We start from the raw sequence: 14,469 nt of genomic DNA on the forward strand, positions 1-14,469 counted from the left end.
GCATTGCATAGGCTTGCGCGATTGTTTGCCCGCGCCTGACGCGAGCCGCCTCGAGGAGACTGAACATGGGCCTGAACAACCAGTGGATGCAACGCGATCTCGCGGTGTTGTGGCATCCCTGCACCCAGATGAAAGACCACGAACAGCTGCCGCTGATCCCGATCAAGCGCGGTGAAGGCGTCTGGCTGGAAGACTTCGAAGGCAAGCGCTACCTGGATGCGGTCAGCTCCTGGTGGGTCAACGTGTTCGGCCACGCCAACCCGCGCATCAACCAGCGCATCAAGGACCAGGTCGATCAGCTGGAACATGTGATTCTGGCCGGTTTCAGCCATCAGGCGGTGATCGAACTGTCCGAGCGTCTGGTAAAGATGACGCCGGAAGGCCTGAACCGGGTGTTCTACGCCGATAACGGTTCGTCCTGCATCGAAGTCGCGCTGAAAATGAGCTTTCACTACTGGCTCAACCGCGGCCAGCCGAACAAGAAACGCTTCGTCACCCTGACCAACAGCTACCACGGCGAAACCATGGCGGCGATGGCGGTCGGCGACGTGCCACTGTTCACCGAAACCTACAAAGCCCTGCTGATGGACACCATCAAGGTGCCGAGCCCGGATTGCTACCTGCGCCCGCAGGGCATGAGCTGGGAAGAACACTCGCGCAACATGTTCGCGGCCATGGAGCAGACGCTGGCGGAGAACCATGACAGCGTCGCTGCGGTGATCGTCGAGCCGCTGATCCAGGGCGCCGGCGGCATGCGCATGTATCACCCGGTGTACCTCAAGCTGCTGCGCGAGGCCTGCGACCGCTACGGTGTGCACTTGATCCACGATGAAATTGCTGTCGGTTTCGGTCGTACCGGGTCCATGTTTGCTTGCGAACAGGCCGGCATCCGCCCGGATTTCCTGTGCCTGTCAAAAGCCCTGACCGGCGGTTATCTGCCGTTGGCGGCGTGCCTGACCACCGACGAGGTGTACAGCGCGTTTTACGACGATTACCCAACCCTGCGCGCCTTCCTGCATTCGCACAGCTACACCGGCAACCCGCTGGCCTGTGCGGCGGCGTTGGCGACCCTGGATATTTTCGAACAGGACAACGTGATCGAGAACAACCGCGCGCTGGCTCAACGCATGGCTTCTTCGACCGCGCATCTGAGCGATCACCCGAATGTGTCCGAAGTGCGTCAGACCGGCATGGTCCTGGCCATCGAGATGGTCAAGGACAAGGCCACCAAGCAAGCCTATGCGTGGCAGGAACGTCGCGGCCTGAAGGTGTTCCAGCATGCGCTGGAGCGTGGCGCGTTGCTGCGTCCGCTGGGCAGCGTGGTGTATTTTCTGCCGCCGTACGTGATCACCCCGGAGCAGATCGACTTCCTCGCCAAAGTCGCCAGCGAAGGCATCGACATTGCCACCCGCGACAGCGTCAGCGTGGCGGTGCCGAAGGATTTCCATCCCGGCTTCCGTGATCCGGGCTAAGCGTCACTCGCCGCAACAGCGATCCTGATTCAATTTTCTAGAGAACCACCATGAGACTGTCCCGCTTCTTTATTGACGCCCCGCTCAGCACCGGCGAACACGAACTGCCGGAAGCCCAGGCGCATTACATCAGCCGCGTGCTGCGCATGGCCGAGGGCGATGCGGTGCAGTTGTTCGACGGCTCCGGCCACGAGTTTCGCGGATCGCTGGTGGAAGTCGGCAAGAAGCGTGTCGTGGTGCAGATCGACGAGCAGTTCGCCGGCCAGGTCGAATCGCCGTTACAGATCCACCTCGGCCAGGGCCTGTCCCGGGGCGAGCGGATGGACTGGGCGATCCAGAAAGCCACCGAACTGGGCGTGACCGAAATCACCCCGATTTTCAGCGAGCGCTGCGAAGTGCGCCTCAAGGACGAACGCGCCGACAAACGCCTGCTGCACTGGCGCCAGGTGGCGATCAGCGCCTGCGAGCAATGTGGTCGTTCGCGGGTTCCGGTGATTCATCCACCGGTGCTGCTGGCCGACTGGCTGAAACAGACCGAAGCCGAACTGAAACTGGTCCTGCACCCGGTGGCCGAGCCGTTGGTCAGCCACGCCAAACCATCGACCCTGGCATTCCTGATCGGCCCCGAAGGCGGCTTGTCCGACGCCGAAGTCGAGCAGGCCAAGGGGAACGGATTCCATGCCGCCCGCCTCGGCCCGCGCGTGCTGCGTACCGAGACGGCGCCGGTTGTGGCGCTGGCAGTGGCGCAGCAGCTGTGGGGTGATTTCTGACCCGTCACTGCACTGGATCACTGATCGGTCTGGCGATGATTGCCTTGAGTTCACTGGTCATCGGGAACTCAAGGTTCAGGCCCTTCGGCGGGATCGGCTGTTCGAACCACTTACGGTAGATTCCGTTGATCTCTCCCGAGCTGTACAGATCGGCCAACGCGCCGTTTACCAGCGCGAGGAATTGCGGATCATCCTTGCGCACCATGCAGCTGTAGATTTCCCGCGATTGCTCCTCCCCCACCACGACCCAGTTGTGCGGGTCGCGCGCCTTGGCCCGCTCGCCGTAGAGCAATGCGTCGTCCATGTAGAAGGCCGCTGCGCGTCCCGACTGCAGCATCTGGAACGCCTCGCCGTGATCCTTGGCGCTGATCACGAACATGTTCAGTTTGTGGTCTAGGTTGTAGCTCTTCAGATAGCGCTCGTTGGTGGTGCCGGCGGTGGTCACCACGTTCTTGCCGCGCAGGTCATCGAAGCTGTGGATGCCGCTGTCCTTTGCGGTCAACAACTGCCCTTTGACGTAGATGAAACCGTAGGAGAACGCGACCTGCTTCTGCCGTTCGGCCGTCACCCCGGTGGAGCCGCACTCAAGGTCGACCGTGCCGTTCTGCACCAGAGGAATCCGCGTCTGCGACGTCACCAGGTTGTACTTCACCTTCAGCTCCGGCAGTGCCAGTTGCTGCTTGATGCGCTCGACGATCTTGCCCGCCAGCTCCACCGAATACCCCATCGGCTGGCCGGTGTGATCGCCCACATACGAGAACGGCACCGACGCATCGCGATACCCCAGGGTGATGCTGTTGGCGCTGGCGATCTTGCCAAGCGTACCGGTCAGCGGCACTTCATTGGCCTGTGCCTGAGCGCCGATGAACAGCGCCAGTGTGCAGCCGAGCAACGTGATTTTTTGCATTGTTATTCTCCGTTGTGAGTGGGGTGTTTTAGCAGAGACCGTCACGCCGCGCGGGGATTGAACCCGTGCAGATCAATGGATGTGCGCTGCTGGCCGATCAGTTCGCTGAGCAACTGCCCGCTGCCGCAGGCCAGGGTGAATCCGAGCGCGCCGTGGCCGAGGTTGAGCCACAGATTGCGATACGCCGTGGCGCCCAGCAGCGGAACGCCGGTGGGGGTGGCCGGGCGCATGCCGGCCCACTCAACGGCGGCGTCGTAGTTGCCAGCGTCGGGAAAGGTGTCGCGGGCCTGACGTTTGATCAGCGCCAGCCGCTCGGGATCCACCGCCGGGTCGAAACCGACGATGTCGACCATCGCCGCCACCCGCAACTGTTCGCCGATGCGGGCGTAGACAATCTTGCGGTCGTAGTCGGTGATACTGACGTCCGGTGCCCGGTTTTCACTGCCAATCGGCACGGTCAGGCTGTAGCCCTTCAGCGGATACAGCGGCAGGCGCAGGCCGGGCAGCGTCAGCGACGGACTGCGATGGCCGGCGGCGATCACCAGTTGTTCGACCGGCAGGGTTTCGTCGCCAAGCTCAATGGCCGTGACGGCGCCGAGGCTGTGGCGAATGCCGGTGACTGCCTGACCGAGACGAAACTCGCAGCGGCCCGATGCCTGCAATCGCGCCGCCAACTGTTGGCAGAAGCCGTGACAGTCGCCGACTTCTTCATCCGGCGTGTAAATCGCGCCCACAAACGGCGCATCGGTCAGTGCCGGTTCCAGTAGCGTACATTCGGAGGCGGACAACACCTGCTGTTGCTGCGGATCGGTCAGGCCTTTGCGTGCATGGTCGAAGCTTGCCGCATTACGGAAGGTCACCAGCTTGCCGTTACGCCGCCAGTTGAAACCGACGAGTCCATCGTCCTCGCGCCAGCGTTTCAGCGTGCTCTGGCTGAACAGCGCCAGACGCAATAGATGCGCGGCGTTCTCGCGGTTTACCGAAGTGCGGCAGGCGGCGAGAAACGAGGCCATCCAGCGCCACTGCGTCGGGTCCAGGCGCGGGCGCAGCTTGAGCGGTGAGTCGCCGCGCAGCATCCAGCCGATCGCCTGCAACGGCACACCGGCATCGGCCAGCGGCGCAACGTAGCGGTAGGACAACTGGCCGCCGTTGGCGAAACTGGTTTCGCTGCCCAGCGACTGCCGCGACTCGACCACCGTCACCTCGAAACCGTCGCGCACCAGCGCCCAGGCCGTTGCTAACCCGATCACGCCGCCGCCGATGATACACACACGCTGAGCCATGTCCGTCCTTAATCGTTCTTGAAGACGAGGCCGAGGTTAGGGTGAGGTGACAGGCGCCGAACAATGAATAAAGATGCCAAGCCTATAAACAAAGGTTATGGGATCGTCATGCGCCTTCGTCATATCGAGATTTTCCAGGCCATTCGCCAGACCGGCTCGGTCAGCGCCGCTGCGCAATTACTGCACGTCTCGCAACCGGCGGTGACCAAGGTGCTGCAGCACGCCGAGCAGCAGTTGGGCTTTGCGTTGTTTCTGCGGGTGCGCGGTAAATTGCAGGCGACCCCGGAAGCGCTTGAACTGGAGCGCGAAGTCGACAAGGTCACGGAAAGCCTGCAAGGCGTGCGGCGTCTGGCCCAGAGCCTGCGTCGCGAACCCGGTCACAGCCTGCGGATCGGCGCGACGCCGGCGCTGGCGCTGTCGTTGCTGCCGCCGGCGATCCAGCAGTGGACGGCGCGGTTCCCGGACATCGCCTGCGAACTGTCCAGCGCCCACAGCCGCGAGCTGATGCAGAACCTGCTGATGCGCGAAGTGGACGTGGCCCTGACGTTGCAGTTACCGGACCATCCGGGGCTGAAGGCGCAGGCATTGGCCTCGGGTGTGTTGGTGGCGCTGGCGCCGAAAGGTTATTGGCCGGAGGAAGACGCTGGTCAGCCGTTGCCGCTGATGGCTCTGGCCGGGGCGCCGCTGATCGGGCTGTCCAGCGCCGATCCGCTGGCTGCGCGCCTCGACAGTTATCTGGAAGCGGTCGAGCCACCGCCTCAGGTGCGGATTGCCGTGCAGACGTATTCGCTGGCGCGGGCAATGGTTGAATCCGGGGCCGGGGTGGCGGTGATTGATCCGTTCACCGCGCTCGGTGCCTCATCGGCCACCACCACTATCCGCCCTCTCGCCCCGCCGCTGCCGATCACACTGTATGCCGTGACCCGTGCCACCGAGCCACCGCCGCACACCCTGAATGATTTGCTGCAGATATTCAGTCAGCGCGCTGGCGAACAACTCGACCGCCTGACGGGCACTTAAAGGACGTAAAACAGAATCGCCACAAAGTGCAGCAGACTCCCGGCGATCACGAACAGATGCCAGATCCCGTGGGCATGCCGCAACCGGTGATCAAGGGCAAAAAAGATAATCCCCACGGTGTACAACACGCCGCCCGACGCCAGCCAGGCAAACCCCGCCGTCCCCAGTGCCTCGATCAGCGGCTTGACCGCCACCAGCACGATCCAGCCCATCACCGCGTAGATCACGATCGACAGGATCCGCGCCTCGGAGCGCGGCTTGATCTCTTGCAGGATGCCGATCAGCGCCAGGCCCCAGACAATTCCGAACAACGTCCAGCCCCATGGCCCGCGCAGGGTCACCAGACAAAACGGTGTGTAACTGCCGGCGATCAGCAGGTAGATCGAAAAGTGATCGACCTTCTTCATGATCGCTTTCTTGCGCCCGCGCACGCTGTGGTACACGGTGGATGCGCTGTAGAGCACCAGCAAGGTGAAGGCGTAAATCGCCACGCTGACGATCTTCCACGGGCTGCCGTCGAGGCTGGCGATCACCAGCATCCAGACGCCCCCGACAAACGCCGCTATCGCCCCGACCAGATGCGTCCAGGCGTTCAATTTTTCTCCGTGATACATGTGTCGCACACCTCGATTTCATTACCGCAGCGCGCAAGGCTCGGGCCTTGAGCGTAAAAGCGCAATGTTTCCGTTCAACGCGGGCCTGCACCTGTCCTGATATTTGGGCACAATCGACCGATACCAAGAAGAGTCCGCGCCATGCTGATCGACGAAGAATTGACCCTGAAGAAACTCGAGGTGTTCCTCGCCTTCATGCGCACCGGCAACCTCGCCCGCGCCGCCGCCGAGTTGCAGACCAGCAACGTCAGCGTGCACCGCGCAATCCATTCGCTGGAAAGCGCCCTGCGCTGCCCGTTGTTCAAGCACGAAGGACGCAACCTGACCCCGCTGGAGAGCGCCTATGTACTCGAAGAGCGCGCGCAGAAGCTGATTCAGGACGTGGTCGAAAGCGTGCGCCTGACCCGCGAAGCCGCCGGGTTCTCGGCCGAGCGCTTCAAGCTCGGCTCGCTGTATTCGCTGACGGTGAAGACCGTGCCACAGCTGATCATGGGCTTGAAGATCCGCCGCAGCGAACTCAACATCGACCTGATCCTCGGTTCGAACATCGACCTGCTCTACAAGCTGAAAAACATGGAAGTCGACGCGATCCTGGTGTCGCTGGACGACAGCGTCAACGATCCGGACTGCGAGCAGATTCCACTGTTTTCCGACGACATCTTCCTCGCCACCCCCGCCGATTCCCGCTTCGCCCAACGCAGCGAAGTGGATCTGGCGGAGGTGCGCGATGAGACCTTCATCACCCTCACCCAAGGCTTCGCCACCCATCAGGACGGGATTCGGGTGTTCAGGCAGGCAGGGTTCGAGCCGAAGGTGGCGATGCAGGTCAACGACATTTTCACCCTGCTGAGCATGGTCAGCTCGGGGGTGGGTTATGCGTTGCTGCCGGGAAGGATTGCCGCGGTGTACGAGAACCGGGTGAAACTGATTCCGTTGCAGGAGAAGTACCGATTGCAGCAGCACATTGGCGTGGTGTTCTTGAAGGCAAAGGAGCGGGATCCGAATCTGTTGGCGTTGCTGGCGGAGTGTCGGATGTATGCGAATCGCCAGACCACCTAACGATCATTCCCACGCTCTGCGTGGGAATGATCAGTTATGTTGAGGTCAGCCAACAATTCCGCGAACGATGAAGAACAGCAGCGAAGGCCCAAGCAAGCACCCAAGCCCGGTGTGAAACGTAGCCGTCAACGCCCCATAAGGCACCAACCGCCGATCCGTCGCCGCCAACCCAGCCGTCACACCACTCACGGTCCCGGCCAACCCGCCAAACACCATCGCCGAGCGTGGATTGTCGAGGCCCATCCAGCGCGCCGCCACCGGGGTGCCGACCATCACCAGAATCGCCTTGATCAAACCGGTGGCAATCGACAGCGCCATCACATCCGAGGTCGCGCCAATCGCTGCGCCAGTCACAGGCCCGACGATGTAGGTCACCGCACCCGCGCCGATGGTGGTCATGCTCACCGCATCGCGATAACCGAAGGCCCAGGCCATGCACGCACCGACAATGAACGGCAGGATCGTGCCCAGCAGCAACGCGATCACACCAATCAACCCGGCCTTCTTCGCCTCGGTCGCCTGCACCTCGAAAGCGGTGGCAACAATGGCGAAATCCCGCAGCATCGCGCCGCCCATCAGGCCGATACCGGAGAACAGCGACAGGTCCGCCAGGCCTTTCTGTCCGCCGGTCATGGTGCCGCCGACCCAGGCCAGCACCAGGCCAATGACGATGGCAATCGCCGAGCCGTGAATCCGTCCGAACGTCAGGCGTTTGGAGAGAATCACCGAGACCCACATGATCACGCCGACGAAGGCGAACGCAGTGATCAGACCATTGTGTTCCAGACCTTTTTCAATGAGATCCCACATATCAGCGACCTCCTACCGGTGTGCCGGCCGGGGAGATTTCCGCCGGTTCATCGGGCAAGGGTTCACCCTTGTGGGTGCGGCTGATCAGGGCAATGGTGCAACCACAGACCACCACCGAACCGATTGCCGCCAGCACCGCCACCGGGCCGCCGTGCAGCGCGGTGACGACGTTCTGTTGCGCGGCCATCGCCACCACCACCGGAATGTACATGGCGCCCCAGAAGCCGACGCCCATCTCGCAGTCCTTGGTCATGCCGCCGCGTTTTTGCATCCACAGCCGCGCGCAGATCAACAGGATCATGGCGATGCCGACCCCGCCGACGTTGGATTTGACCCCCAGCAACACGCCGAGCAGGTCACCCATGATCACCCCTGCCAGCGTACAGATCGCCAGCAGCGCCACACCGTAAATAATCATTGTTGTAGTCCTCAAAGTGCATCGTCGAATGTTGTTTTTGTTGTTCGAAGCCTGAGTCGGTGATTTAGGGTCGTCGGCCCTCCTCCTCTCGCAACAGCGCCTGCAAGGTGTCGAGCCGGGCACTGTCGAAGGCAGTGACAGTCCCCTGTTCGAACACCCGGCGCGCCAGCCCGGTAAGCACCGCACCGGGCGGCAGTTCGATCTGTAGTCGCACGCCGCGCTCGTAGGCGCTTTGCACGGTGCCGCGCCAGTCCACCACGCGGCACATGTTGAAGGCGAGATCGTCGCGCAGCGCGCAGGCGTTGGTCACAGACCTTGCGCGACTGCCGCTCAGGTAAGCGATGTTCGGTGTTTTCAGTTCAACTCTGGCGAACGCTTCGGCGAGTGTTTGCGCAGGCTCATCCAGCAATGGGCAGTGCGACGGCACGCTGACCGCCAGACGTTTTGCCAGCCCGGCGCCACGACTGCGCGCCAGCTCGGCGACCGCTTGCATCGCCTTGTCGCTGCCGGCAATCACCACCTGGTTATCGGCGTTGATGTTGGCCAGGTAAACCGGCGTTTCTGCGCCGTGCACCTGCGCCAGCAAATCTTCGACTGTGGATAATTGCAGACCGATGATCGCGGTCATGCCGAAGCCCTGTGGATAAGCCTGCTGCATCAACTCGCCGCGCAGGCTGACCAGATGCAACGCATCGCTGAAGCTCAACGCGCCGGCGACTACCGCTGCCGGGTAGGCACCGATGGACAGGCCGGCGACGTAGTCTGCGGTGAGTCCGTCCTGCAATAACTGCCGCGACGCTGCGACTCCGGCGATCAGCAGGCAGAGCTGAACCGCCCGGGTGCTGTGCAACGCTTCGATCGAATCCAGCCGCAAGACATCCTCACCGAGGTTATCGCTGGCCTCGATCAGCGTTTCCCGAGCCAAACGCTGGAGCATGCCGGGTTGCTGTGCGCCCTGGCCGGGAAACACCAGCAGACTGCTCACGCTGCCTGCTCCTGCGGGTTCCACGGATCTGAAACGAGGCAGGCCTGATGGGTATTTTTCAGCAACACTCGCGCCGAAGTACTGGCCCATTCGCGCAGAGCCACCGCACCAAACGGCGTCTGCAATTGCATGTCGACCCGGCAGATCGCCTGATCGAAAACCGCGACCAGTTTGCGCGCCTGATTACGGGTGATGAGTTGCGGTGTACGCAGGATCAAGTCGAGATCGCTGCGTTCGTGCATCGCCGCACATCCACTCGCCAATTCGAATCCGACACTGCCGCTGACACCCCAGACCCAACCGCAATCATCGAGCACCGGCCGCAGTTGCCGGAGCGCGTGCATGACCGGCAGATCACGCCCACTCTCGACATGACAAAGCGCTTCAGGGCTGACCCGACAGGCAATCGAATCAATCGCCATGAACGCCGCCAAGCGCTGCTCGCGCAGCACACCGCGCACGCCAACCGCGACCAGACCTTCAGCGCTCACGGCCCGCCGCACCACCACCGGTTGCCCGACAGCCAGCGAATCAATCGCCCACTGCGGCGCATCCGCCGGCAACTGCTCAGGCGTCATGCCCCACAGCAAGTCGTGGGCGAGAAAGCTGTTCACCACTGCGCCCTCAGCAACTCGCGCACCCGACTGGACGCCGCACGATTGGTCGCGCCAAGGCGACCGCTCAGATCACTGCCGGTGACATCGCCGATGGCCTGGGTCAGGCACTCGGTCACCCGCGCCAGATCCTCCGCTGTCGGCTGATCGATCTGCTGCACCGACAGGGTTTCCCAGAGCAATCCGAGGCTGGCGTAGCTGTCGATGTCATAAGCCATCGGCGGCACGCTGGACGCCAGGGCTTCCAGCTCTTCGACGCTGCGCAGGGTCACCCGCGCCGCCGACGCCTTGCCCATCGCATGCACCATCACCCCCGGATCACGCAGGGCGATCAAGCGGTTGGCCTGATAACCGTGGGCCAGAAATGCCCCGGACATGGCCTTGCCCACCAGCAGCGCAATCACCGGATGCCCGGCCAGGCGAGCGCGGGCGTAGGCGTCCGCCGCACCGGCCAGCGCCTGATGAATGCCGAGGGCTTCTTCGCGGCGACCATAGGCCTGGCTCGGCACATCGACGATGGCGATCAATGGGCGCTTTTGTGTTTTGTCACGGTCGGCGGTGATCGCATCATCCACAGCCTTGGCCAGGCCCCAGCCTTCGAGCAATCCGACTTCACCGTTGCGAGCCCGAGGGAAACGGTTTTGCGGATCGGCGACCACGGCGATAAAACGCCCGAGTGCCCCGTCGGCGACCTTCAGCGATGGCGGCAAACCTTCAACGGCATTCGCGCCAGCGCTCAAGGCGTTGAACCAGTTCAAACCGCGCACGGAATAACCGCTCATGAGCGCTCTCCTTGATACAGATCGCGAACCACCGAAGGCTCGATTTGCTTGTCAGTGTCCAGGCTCGTCAGGCGTTGCAGGAACCACTCGGCACGCTGGCTGCGCGGTTGTTTCGGCAAGCCCAGTTGCAGCAACTCGCCGACCTGTTGACGAATCTGCACCACGTCATCGGCGACATAACGGTCCACCAGACCACTGGCAAACCGTTGCTCGCCACCGGTCAGGCTCCAGATGAAGGGCCGGTCGCGGGAGTCGTATTCCTCGATCCCGGCTTCCTGCTCGATCACCTGTGGGCCGTTCAGGCCGAGGCGTGCTTCCTGGGTCACCAGCAAATAGCTGCACAGGGCGGCGGCAATCGACATCCCGCCAAAACAACCGACGCTGCCGGCCACCACGCCGACCACCGGTTGGTACTGCTGTAGATCGACAATCGCCGCGTGGATGTCGGCAATCGCCGCCAGTCCGAGGTTGGCTTCCTGCAAGCGCACGCCGCCGGTTTCCAGCAGCAGGATGGCGCGGGTCGGGATGCCTTTGCGGTTGTCTTCAGCCGCCAGTTCCAGTGTGCCGGCTATTTTGGCGCCACCGACTTCACCAAGACTGCCGCCCTGAAACGCGCCTTCAATCGCCGCGATCACCACCGGCAAACCGTCGAGGCTGCCCTTGGCGATCACCACTCCATCATCGGCCTGCGGCACCACGCCCTGACGTTCGAGCCATGGCGACATGACGCGTTGGAACGGATCGAGCAGTTCGCGGAAGGTGCCGGCGTCGAGCAAGGCTTTTGCCCGCTGCCGAGCACCAAGTTCGACGAACGAATGTTTGTGCAGAAGCGCTGAGGTATCAGTCATGGCCGATCTCCTCGAAGCCTTGTTCCAGACGCAGGCGCACCACGCCCGGGGTCGCGCCGAAATCGTGGATATCGATGGCCATCGCCGGCGGTGTGGTGCCGTCGAACATCCGCGCAAACAGATGTTGCCAGCGCTGCTGCGCACCGTTGACCGAGGTCTGCACATTGATAGTCAGCTTGCCGGCCAGGCCCGGTTCGATCAGCACTTCCAGATCGCCCGAGCCGACACAACCGACCAGCGCCCGACCGCGTGGCGGCTGCCCGGCGGGGAATTCAAAGGATAAGGTTTCCATCAAAACGCTCCCTGAAAGATGCCGTCGCACTCGATCCGGTCGAGCAACAACGTGGAGGCGAGCAAGTCGGCGGCGCCACCGGGCGAGGCATTCAATGCGATGAGTTGTTGATCCAGTTCATGCAAGCGGCGGCGACCGGTGAGGCTGGCACTGCCACCGGCGTCGAGCACTGCCTGGGCGCCGTGCTGCATGGCGTGCAGGCCCTGTTCGCCGGCGCGGTACAGCACGCAGGTATCGGCGAGCCTGGTCATGATCGCCAGCAAGCCATCGAGCCGGGCGTTCTGTTCGCCATGGCCGGCGGCGCGGCTGCGTTTGAGCTGCGGCAAACCGCGCTGCACCACCGACGGGAAGCCGAGTTGCGCTTCTTCCCGGGCACCGCGAGCGCCGTAGCGTTGGGCGACTTGCGCGCCATGGCTCAGCGGGCGCTGCGCATAACGGTCATCGAGCAATGCCAGACGCGCAGCGCGCAGGGTAACGGCGCCAGCGCTGGTGGACTTGGTGTCCAGCGCAGCAGCCGTGACCAGCAGGCCCAGCGCCCAGATCGCCCCGCGATGGGTGTTCACGCCGTGGGTGGTGGTGAGCATCGCCTGCTCGCCTTCCCGTCCGATGCGGCCGATGGCTTCGCGCAGCGGCAAGCCGATTTCGCCGAATTCGAGCGCAGCTTCGGCCATTTCCTTGAACGCCGGCCACAGCGCCAACGCCGAGGCATGCATCAATCCCAGGTGCAGATCGGTGTGCGCACCATTTCCGCGTCGGTCGACCAGCGCCGGTTTCGGCGACAGGTCGGCTTCGTCGATCAGCGCGTCCACTGCCAGGTCCGCTAATCGGTCAGCCAGAGAAACAGGTTTCGCTTTCAGGTTGAGTGCGTGCATTACCAGCTCCTGAACTTGGCGGGCGGGTTGTAGAGGCCGCCGGACCACTCGACCAGATCGGCCACGCTTTTCGCCGCGAGCAATTCGCGGGTGGCGTCGGTGCGACGGATGCCAAGGTCTTCGGGCAAGGCGATCAGGCCTTCGCGGCGCATGCGTTCAGTGTCTTTCGGGTTGTGGCGCAGGCCGATGGCAGTGACGCCGGCAACGGCAGCGATCATCGCCTGACGCTCTTCCAGCGAGCGCGCCTTGTACAGGTAGGCGATGCCTTCTTCGGTGAGCAGGTGGGTGACGTCGTCGCCGTAGATCATGATCGGCGCCAGCGGCATGCCGCTTTTCTTCGCCACGTCCACCGCGTCGAGGGTTTCGACGAAGGTCGGTTTGCCGCCCTCCTGGAAGGTCTCGACCATCTGCACCACAAGCTTCTTGCCGCGTTCGAGCATCGGCTGCTGCGAATCGTCATGGCGCATGTCGAGCCAGGCCGGGGTGCCATGACGGCGACCGCGCGGATCGTGGCCCATGTTCGGTGCGCCGCCGAAACCGGCGAGGCGGCCACGAGTCACGGTAGAGGAATGGCCATCGCCATCGACTTGCAGGGTCGCGCCGATGAACAGGTCCACCGCGTATTGCCCGGCCAGTTGGCAGAACATCCGGTTGGAACGCAGCGAGCCGTCGCGCCCGGTGAAGAACACGTCCGGGCGAGCGGCGATGTAGTTTTCCATGCCCAGTTCGGTGCCGAAGCAATGCACGCTTTCGACCCAGCCGCTTTCGATGGCCGGGATCAAGGTTGGGTGCGGATTGAGCGTCCAGTTACGGCAGATCTTGCCCTTGAGGCCGAGGGATTCGCCGTAGGTCGGCAGGATCAGTTCGATGGCGGCGGTGTTGAAACCGATGCCGTGGTTCAGCGACTGCACATTGTGTTTTTCGTAGATGCCGCGGATCGCCATCATCGCCATCAACACGTGCACAGGCTTGATGTGGCGAGGGTCGCGGGTGAACAGCGGTTCGATGTAGAACGGCTTGTCCGCCACCACCACGAAATCCACCCACGATGCGGGAATATCCACGCGAGGCAGTTCGCTGACGTCGTCCACCAGTTGATTGACCTGGACGATGACGATGCCGTCGCTGAAAGCCGCCGGTTCGATCAGCGCCGGGGTGTCTTCGGTGCTCGGGCCGGTGTAGATGTTGCCGGCACGGTCAGCCATGAACCCGGCCGAGAGCACGACGTTGGGGATCAGGTCCACCACCAGACGGGCATAGAGTTCGATGTAAGTGTGGATCGCGCCGATTTCCAGCAGACCGTCTTCCAGCAACTGGCTGATACGCAGGCTCTGGGTGCCGGCGAAGGAGAAATCGAGCTTGCGGGCGATGCCGCGTTCGAACAGGTCGAGGTGCTCGGAGCGGCCGACGCTGGGCATGATCATGTGCAGGTCGTGGAGCTTTTCTGGATCGGCCATGGCCAAGGCCCGGGAAAGGAAATCCGCCTGCTTCTGGTTGTTGCCCTCCAACACCACACGGTCACCGGGCAGGATCAGCGCTTCGAGCGCCGCGACGATCTTGTCGGTGGGCAGCACCGCACCGTCGGCCAGCCCGCGCACCTTGTCGAGGCGCCGCAGCTTCTCGTCACGCCGCCGCGTCCAGCGCGAGTCGGGGGAAATTGTTGTTGTCATGCTCACTCCACGGGGTTCGCTGTCGTGGAGCTACCTTAGGAGTGTGATCGAGG

The 14,469-nt window shown here is 63.0% G+C and carries 16 protein-coding genes; 4 read left to right on the forward strand and 12 right to left on the reverse strand.

Translation table 11 applies throughout. From position 1 onward, the window contains the following. Positions 1–65 precede the first annotated feature (65 nt). Together NH234_RS27865 and NH234_RS27870 are read left to right on the forward strand one after the other, a co-directional pair. Positions 66–1,472, forward strand: a complete 1,407-nt coding sequence (locus NH234_RS27865; RefSeq protein WP_367255007.1) for an adenosylmethionine--8-amino-7-oxononanoate transaminase — start codon at positions 66–68, stop codon at positions 1,470–1,472. A 50-nt stretch (positions 1,473–1,522) separates the two neighbouring features. Continuing rightward, positions 1,523–2,242 (forward strand): 16S rRNA (uracil(1498)-N(3))-methyltransferase, encoded by a 720-nt coding sequence (locus NH234_RS27870; RefSeq protein WP_085731594.1) that lies wholly within the window; start codon positions 1,523–1,525, stop codon positions 2,240–2,242. 4 nt (positions 2,243–2,246) lie between these two features. Here the strand turns inward: NH234_RS27870 and NH234_RS27875 are convergent, their stop codons facing one another. Next, the gene (locus NH234_RS27875) at positions 2,247–3,149 is read right to left on the reverse strand and encodes a transporter substrate-binding domain-containing protein (protein ID WP_367255009.1); all 903 of its coding nucleotides are present in this window, start codon (positions 3,147–3,149) and stop codon (positions 2,247–2,249) included. Between the two features lie 41 nt (positions 3,150–3,190). Continuing rightward, a complete protein-coding gene (locus NH234_RS27880; protein ID WP_367255012.1) occupies positions 3,191–4,432 on the reverse strand; it encodes a D-amino acid dehydrogenase in 1,242 nt (413 codons plus the stop codon). A gap of 108 nt (positions 4,433–4,540) precedes the next feature. Between NH234_RS27880 and NH234_RS27885 the strand changes: the two genes are divergently transcribed. Then, entirely contained in the window at positions 4,541–5,452 is a 912-nt protein-coding gene (locus NH234_RS27885; RefSeq protein ID WP_367255014.1) for a LysR family transcriptional regulator, read from the forward strand. Here the strand turns inward: NH234_RS27885 and NH234_RS27890 are convergent. Beyond that, the gene (locus NH234_RS27890) at positions 5,449–6,066 is read right to left on the reverse strand and encodes a hemolysin III family protein (protein WP_085731591.1); all 618 of its coding nucleotides are present in this window, start codon (positions 6,064–6,066) and stop codon (positions 5,449–5,451) included. The genes NH234_RS27885 and NH234_RS27890 overlap by 4 nt on opposite strands. Positions 6,067–6,207: 141 nt before the next feature. On the opposite strand from NH234_RS27890, the gene NH234_RS27895 reads away from it, so the two are divergent. Further along, positions 6,208–7,125: a LysR substrate-binding domain-containing protein gene (locus NH234_RS27895; protein WP_085731590.1), complete on the forward strand. Its 918-nt coding sequence runs from the start codon at positions 6,208–6,210 to the stop codon at positions 7,123–7,125. A 45-nt stretch (positions 7,126–7,170) separates the two neighbouring features. On the opposite strand, the gene madM is transcribed toward NH234_RS27895, so the two are convergent. The 9 genes from madM to mdcA form a co-directional block, all read right to left on the reverse strand. After that, positions 7,171–7,935 (reverse strand): malonate transporter subunit MadM, encoded by a 765-nt coding sequence (gene madM / locus NH234_RS27900; RefSeq protein WP_085731589.1) that lies wholly within the window; start codon positions 7,933–7,935, stop codon positions 7,171–7,173. Position 7,936: 1 nt separating this feature from the next. Beyond that, a complete protein-coding gene (gene madL / locus NH234_RS27905; protein ID WP_085731588.1) occupies positions 7,937–8,353 on the reverse strand; it encodes a malonate transporter subunit MadL in 417 nt (138 codons plus the stop codon). Between the two features lie 64 nt (positions 8,354–8,417). Further along, a complete protein-coding gene (gene mdcH, locus NH234_RS27910; RefSeq protein ID WP_367255017.1) occupies positions 8,418–9,338 on the reverse strand; it encodes a malonate decarboxylase subunit epsilon in 921 nt (306 codons plus the stop codon). After that, positions 9,335–9,955, reverse strand: coding sequence for a malonate decarboxylase holo-ACP synthase (locus NH234_RS27915; protein ID WP_367255019.1), 621 nt, complete (start codon positions 9,953–9,955; stop codon positions 9,335–9,337). The genes mdcH and NH234_RS27915 overlap by 4 nt, the downstream gene beginning before the upstream one ends. Continuing rightward, positions 9,949–10,734 carry a biotin-independent malonate decarboxylase subunit gamma gene (gene mdcE, locus NH234_RS27920; protein WP_367255021.1) on the reverse strand — a complete coding sequence of 262 codons (786 nt, stop codon included), beginning with the start codon at positions 10,732–10,734 and terminating at the stop codon, positions 9,949–9,951. The genes NH234_RS27915 and mdcE overlap by 7 nt, the downstream gene beginning before the upstream one ends. Next, positions 10,731–11,582 carry a biotin-independent malonate decarboxylase subunit beta gene (locus NH234_RS27925; protein ID WP_367255024.1) on the reverse strand — a complete coding sequence of 284 codons (852 nt, stop codon included), beginning with the start codon at positions 11,580–11,582 and terminating at the stop codon, positions 10,731–10,733. The genes mdcE and NH234_RS27925 overlap by 4 nt, the downstream gene beginning before the upstream one ends. Beyond that, positions 11,575–11,874, reverse strand: a complete 300-nt coding sequence (locus NH234_RS27930; RefSeq protein ID WP_003229075.1) for a malonate decarboxylase subunit delta — start codon at positions 11,872–11,874, stop codon at positions 11,575–11,577. Before NH234_RS27930 ends, NH234_RS27925 begins: the two co-directional genes overlap by 8 nt. Beyond that, positions 11,874–12,746, reverse strand: coding sequence for a triphosphoribosyl-dephospho-CoA synthase (locus NH234_RS27935; protein ID WP_367255026.1), 873 nt, complete (start codon positions 12,744–12,746; stop codon positions 11,874–11,876). The genes NH234_RS27930 and NH234_RS27935 overlap by 1 nt, the downstream gene beginning before the upstream one ends. After that, entirely contained in the window at positions 12,746–14,416 is a 1,671-nt protein-coding gene (gene mdcA / locus NH234_RS27940) for a malonate decarboxylase subunit alpha (RefSeq protein WP_085731581.1), read from the reverse strand. Before mdcA ends, NH234_RS27935 begins: the two co-directional genes overlap by 1 nt. Positions 14,417–14,469 lie beyond the last annotated feature (53 nt).

The sequence above is a fragment of the Pseudomonas sp. stari2 genome, assembly GCF_040760005.1.
GTDB lineage: Bacteria > Pseudomonadota > Gammaproteobacteria > Pseudomonadales > Pseudomonadaceae > Aquipseudomonas.

Excerpts from the sequence above, each read along its gene's own strand:
- NH234_RS27880 (WP_367255012.1), bottom strand. The coding sequence starts at position 4,432 with ATGGCTCAGCGTGTGTGTATCATCGGCGGCGGCGTGATCGGGTTAGCA.
- NH234_RS27895 (WP_085731590.1), top strand. The coding sequence starts at position 6,208 with ATGCTGATCGACGAAGAATTGACCCTGAAGAAACTCGAGGTGTTCCTC.
- NH234_RS27865 (WP_367255007.1), top strand. The coding sequence starts at position 66 with ATGGGCCTGAACAACCAGTGGATGCAACGCGATCTCGCGGTGTTGTGG.
- NH234_RS27890 (WP_085731591.1), bottom strand. The coding sequence starts at position 6,066 with ATGTATCACGGAGAAAAATTGAACGCCTGGACGCATCTGGTCGGGGCG.
- NH234_RS27875 (WP_367255009.1), bottom strand. The coding sequence starts at position 3,149 with ATGCAAAAAATCACGTTGCTCGGCTGCACACTGGCGCTGTTCATCGGC.
- NH234_RS27885 (WP_367255014.1), top strand. The coding sequence starts at position 4,541 with ATGCGCCTTCGTCATATCGAGATTTTCCAGGCCATTCGCCAGACCGGC.
- madM (WP_085731589.1), bottom strand. The coding sequence starts at position 7,935 with ATGTGGGATCTCATTGAAAAAGGTCTGGAACACAATGGTCTGATCACT.
- NH234_RS27870 (WP_085731594.1), top strand. The coding sequence starts at position 1,523 with ATGAGACTGTCCCGCTTCTTTATTGACGCCCCGCTCAGCACCGGCGAA.
- NH234_RS27930 (WP_003229075.1), bottom strand. The coding sequence starts at position 11,874 with ATGGAAACCTTATCCTTTGAATTCCCCGCCGGGCAGCCGCCACGCGGT.
- mdcA (WP_085731581.1), bottom strand. The coding sequence starts at position 14,416 with ATGACAACAACAATTTCCCCCGACTCGCGCTGGACGCGGCGGCGTGAC.
- NH234_RS27935 (WP_367255026.1), bottom strand. The coding sequence starts at position 12,746 with ATGCACGCACTCAACCTGAAAGCGAAACCTGTTTCTCTGGCTGACCGA.
- madL (WP_085731588.1), bottom strand. The coding sequence starts at position 8,353 with ATGATTATTTACGGTGTGGCGCTGCTGGCGATCTGTACGCTGGCAGGG.
- mdcE (WP_367255021.1), bottom strand. The coding sequence starts at position 10,734 with ATGAGCGGTTATTCCGTGCGCGGTTTGAACTGGTTCAACGCCTTGAGC.
- NH234_RS27925 (WP_367255024.1), bottom strand. The coding sequence starts at position 11,582 with ATGACTGATACCTCAGCGCTTCTGCACAAACATTCGTTCGTCGAACTT.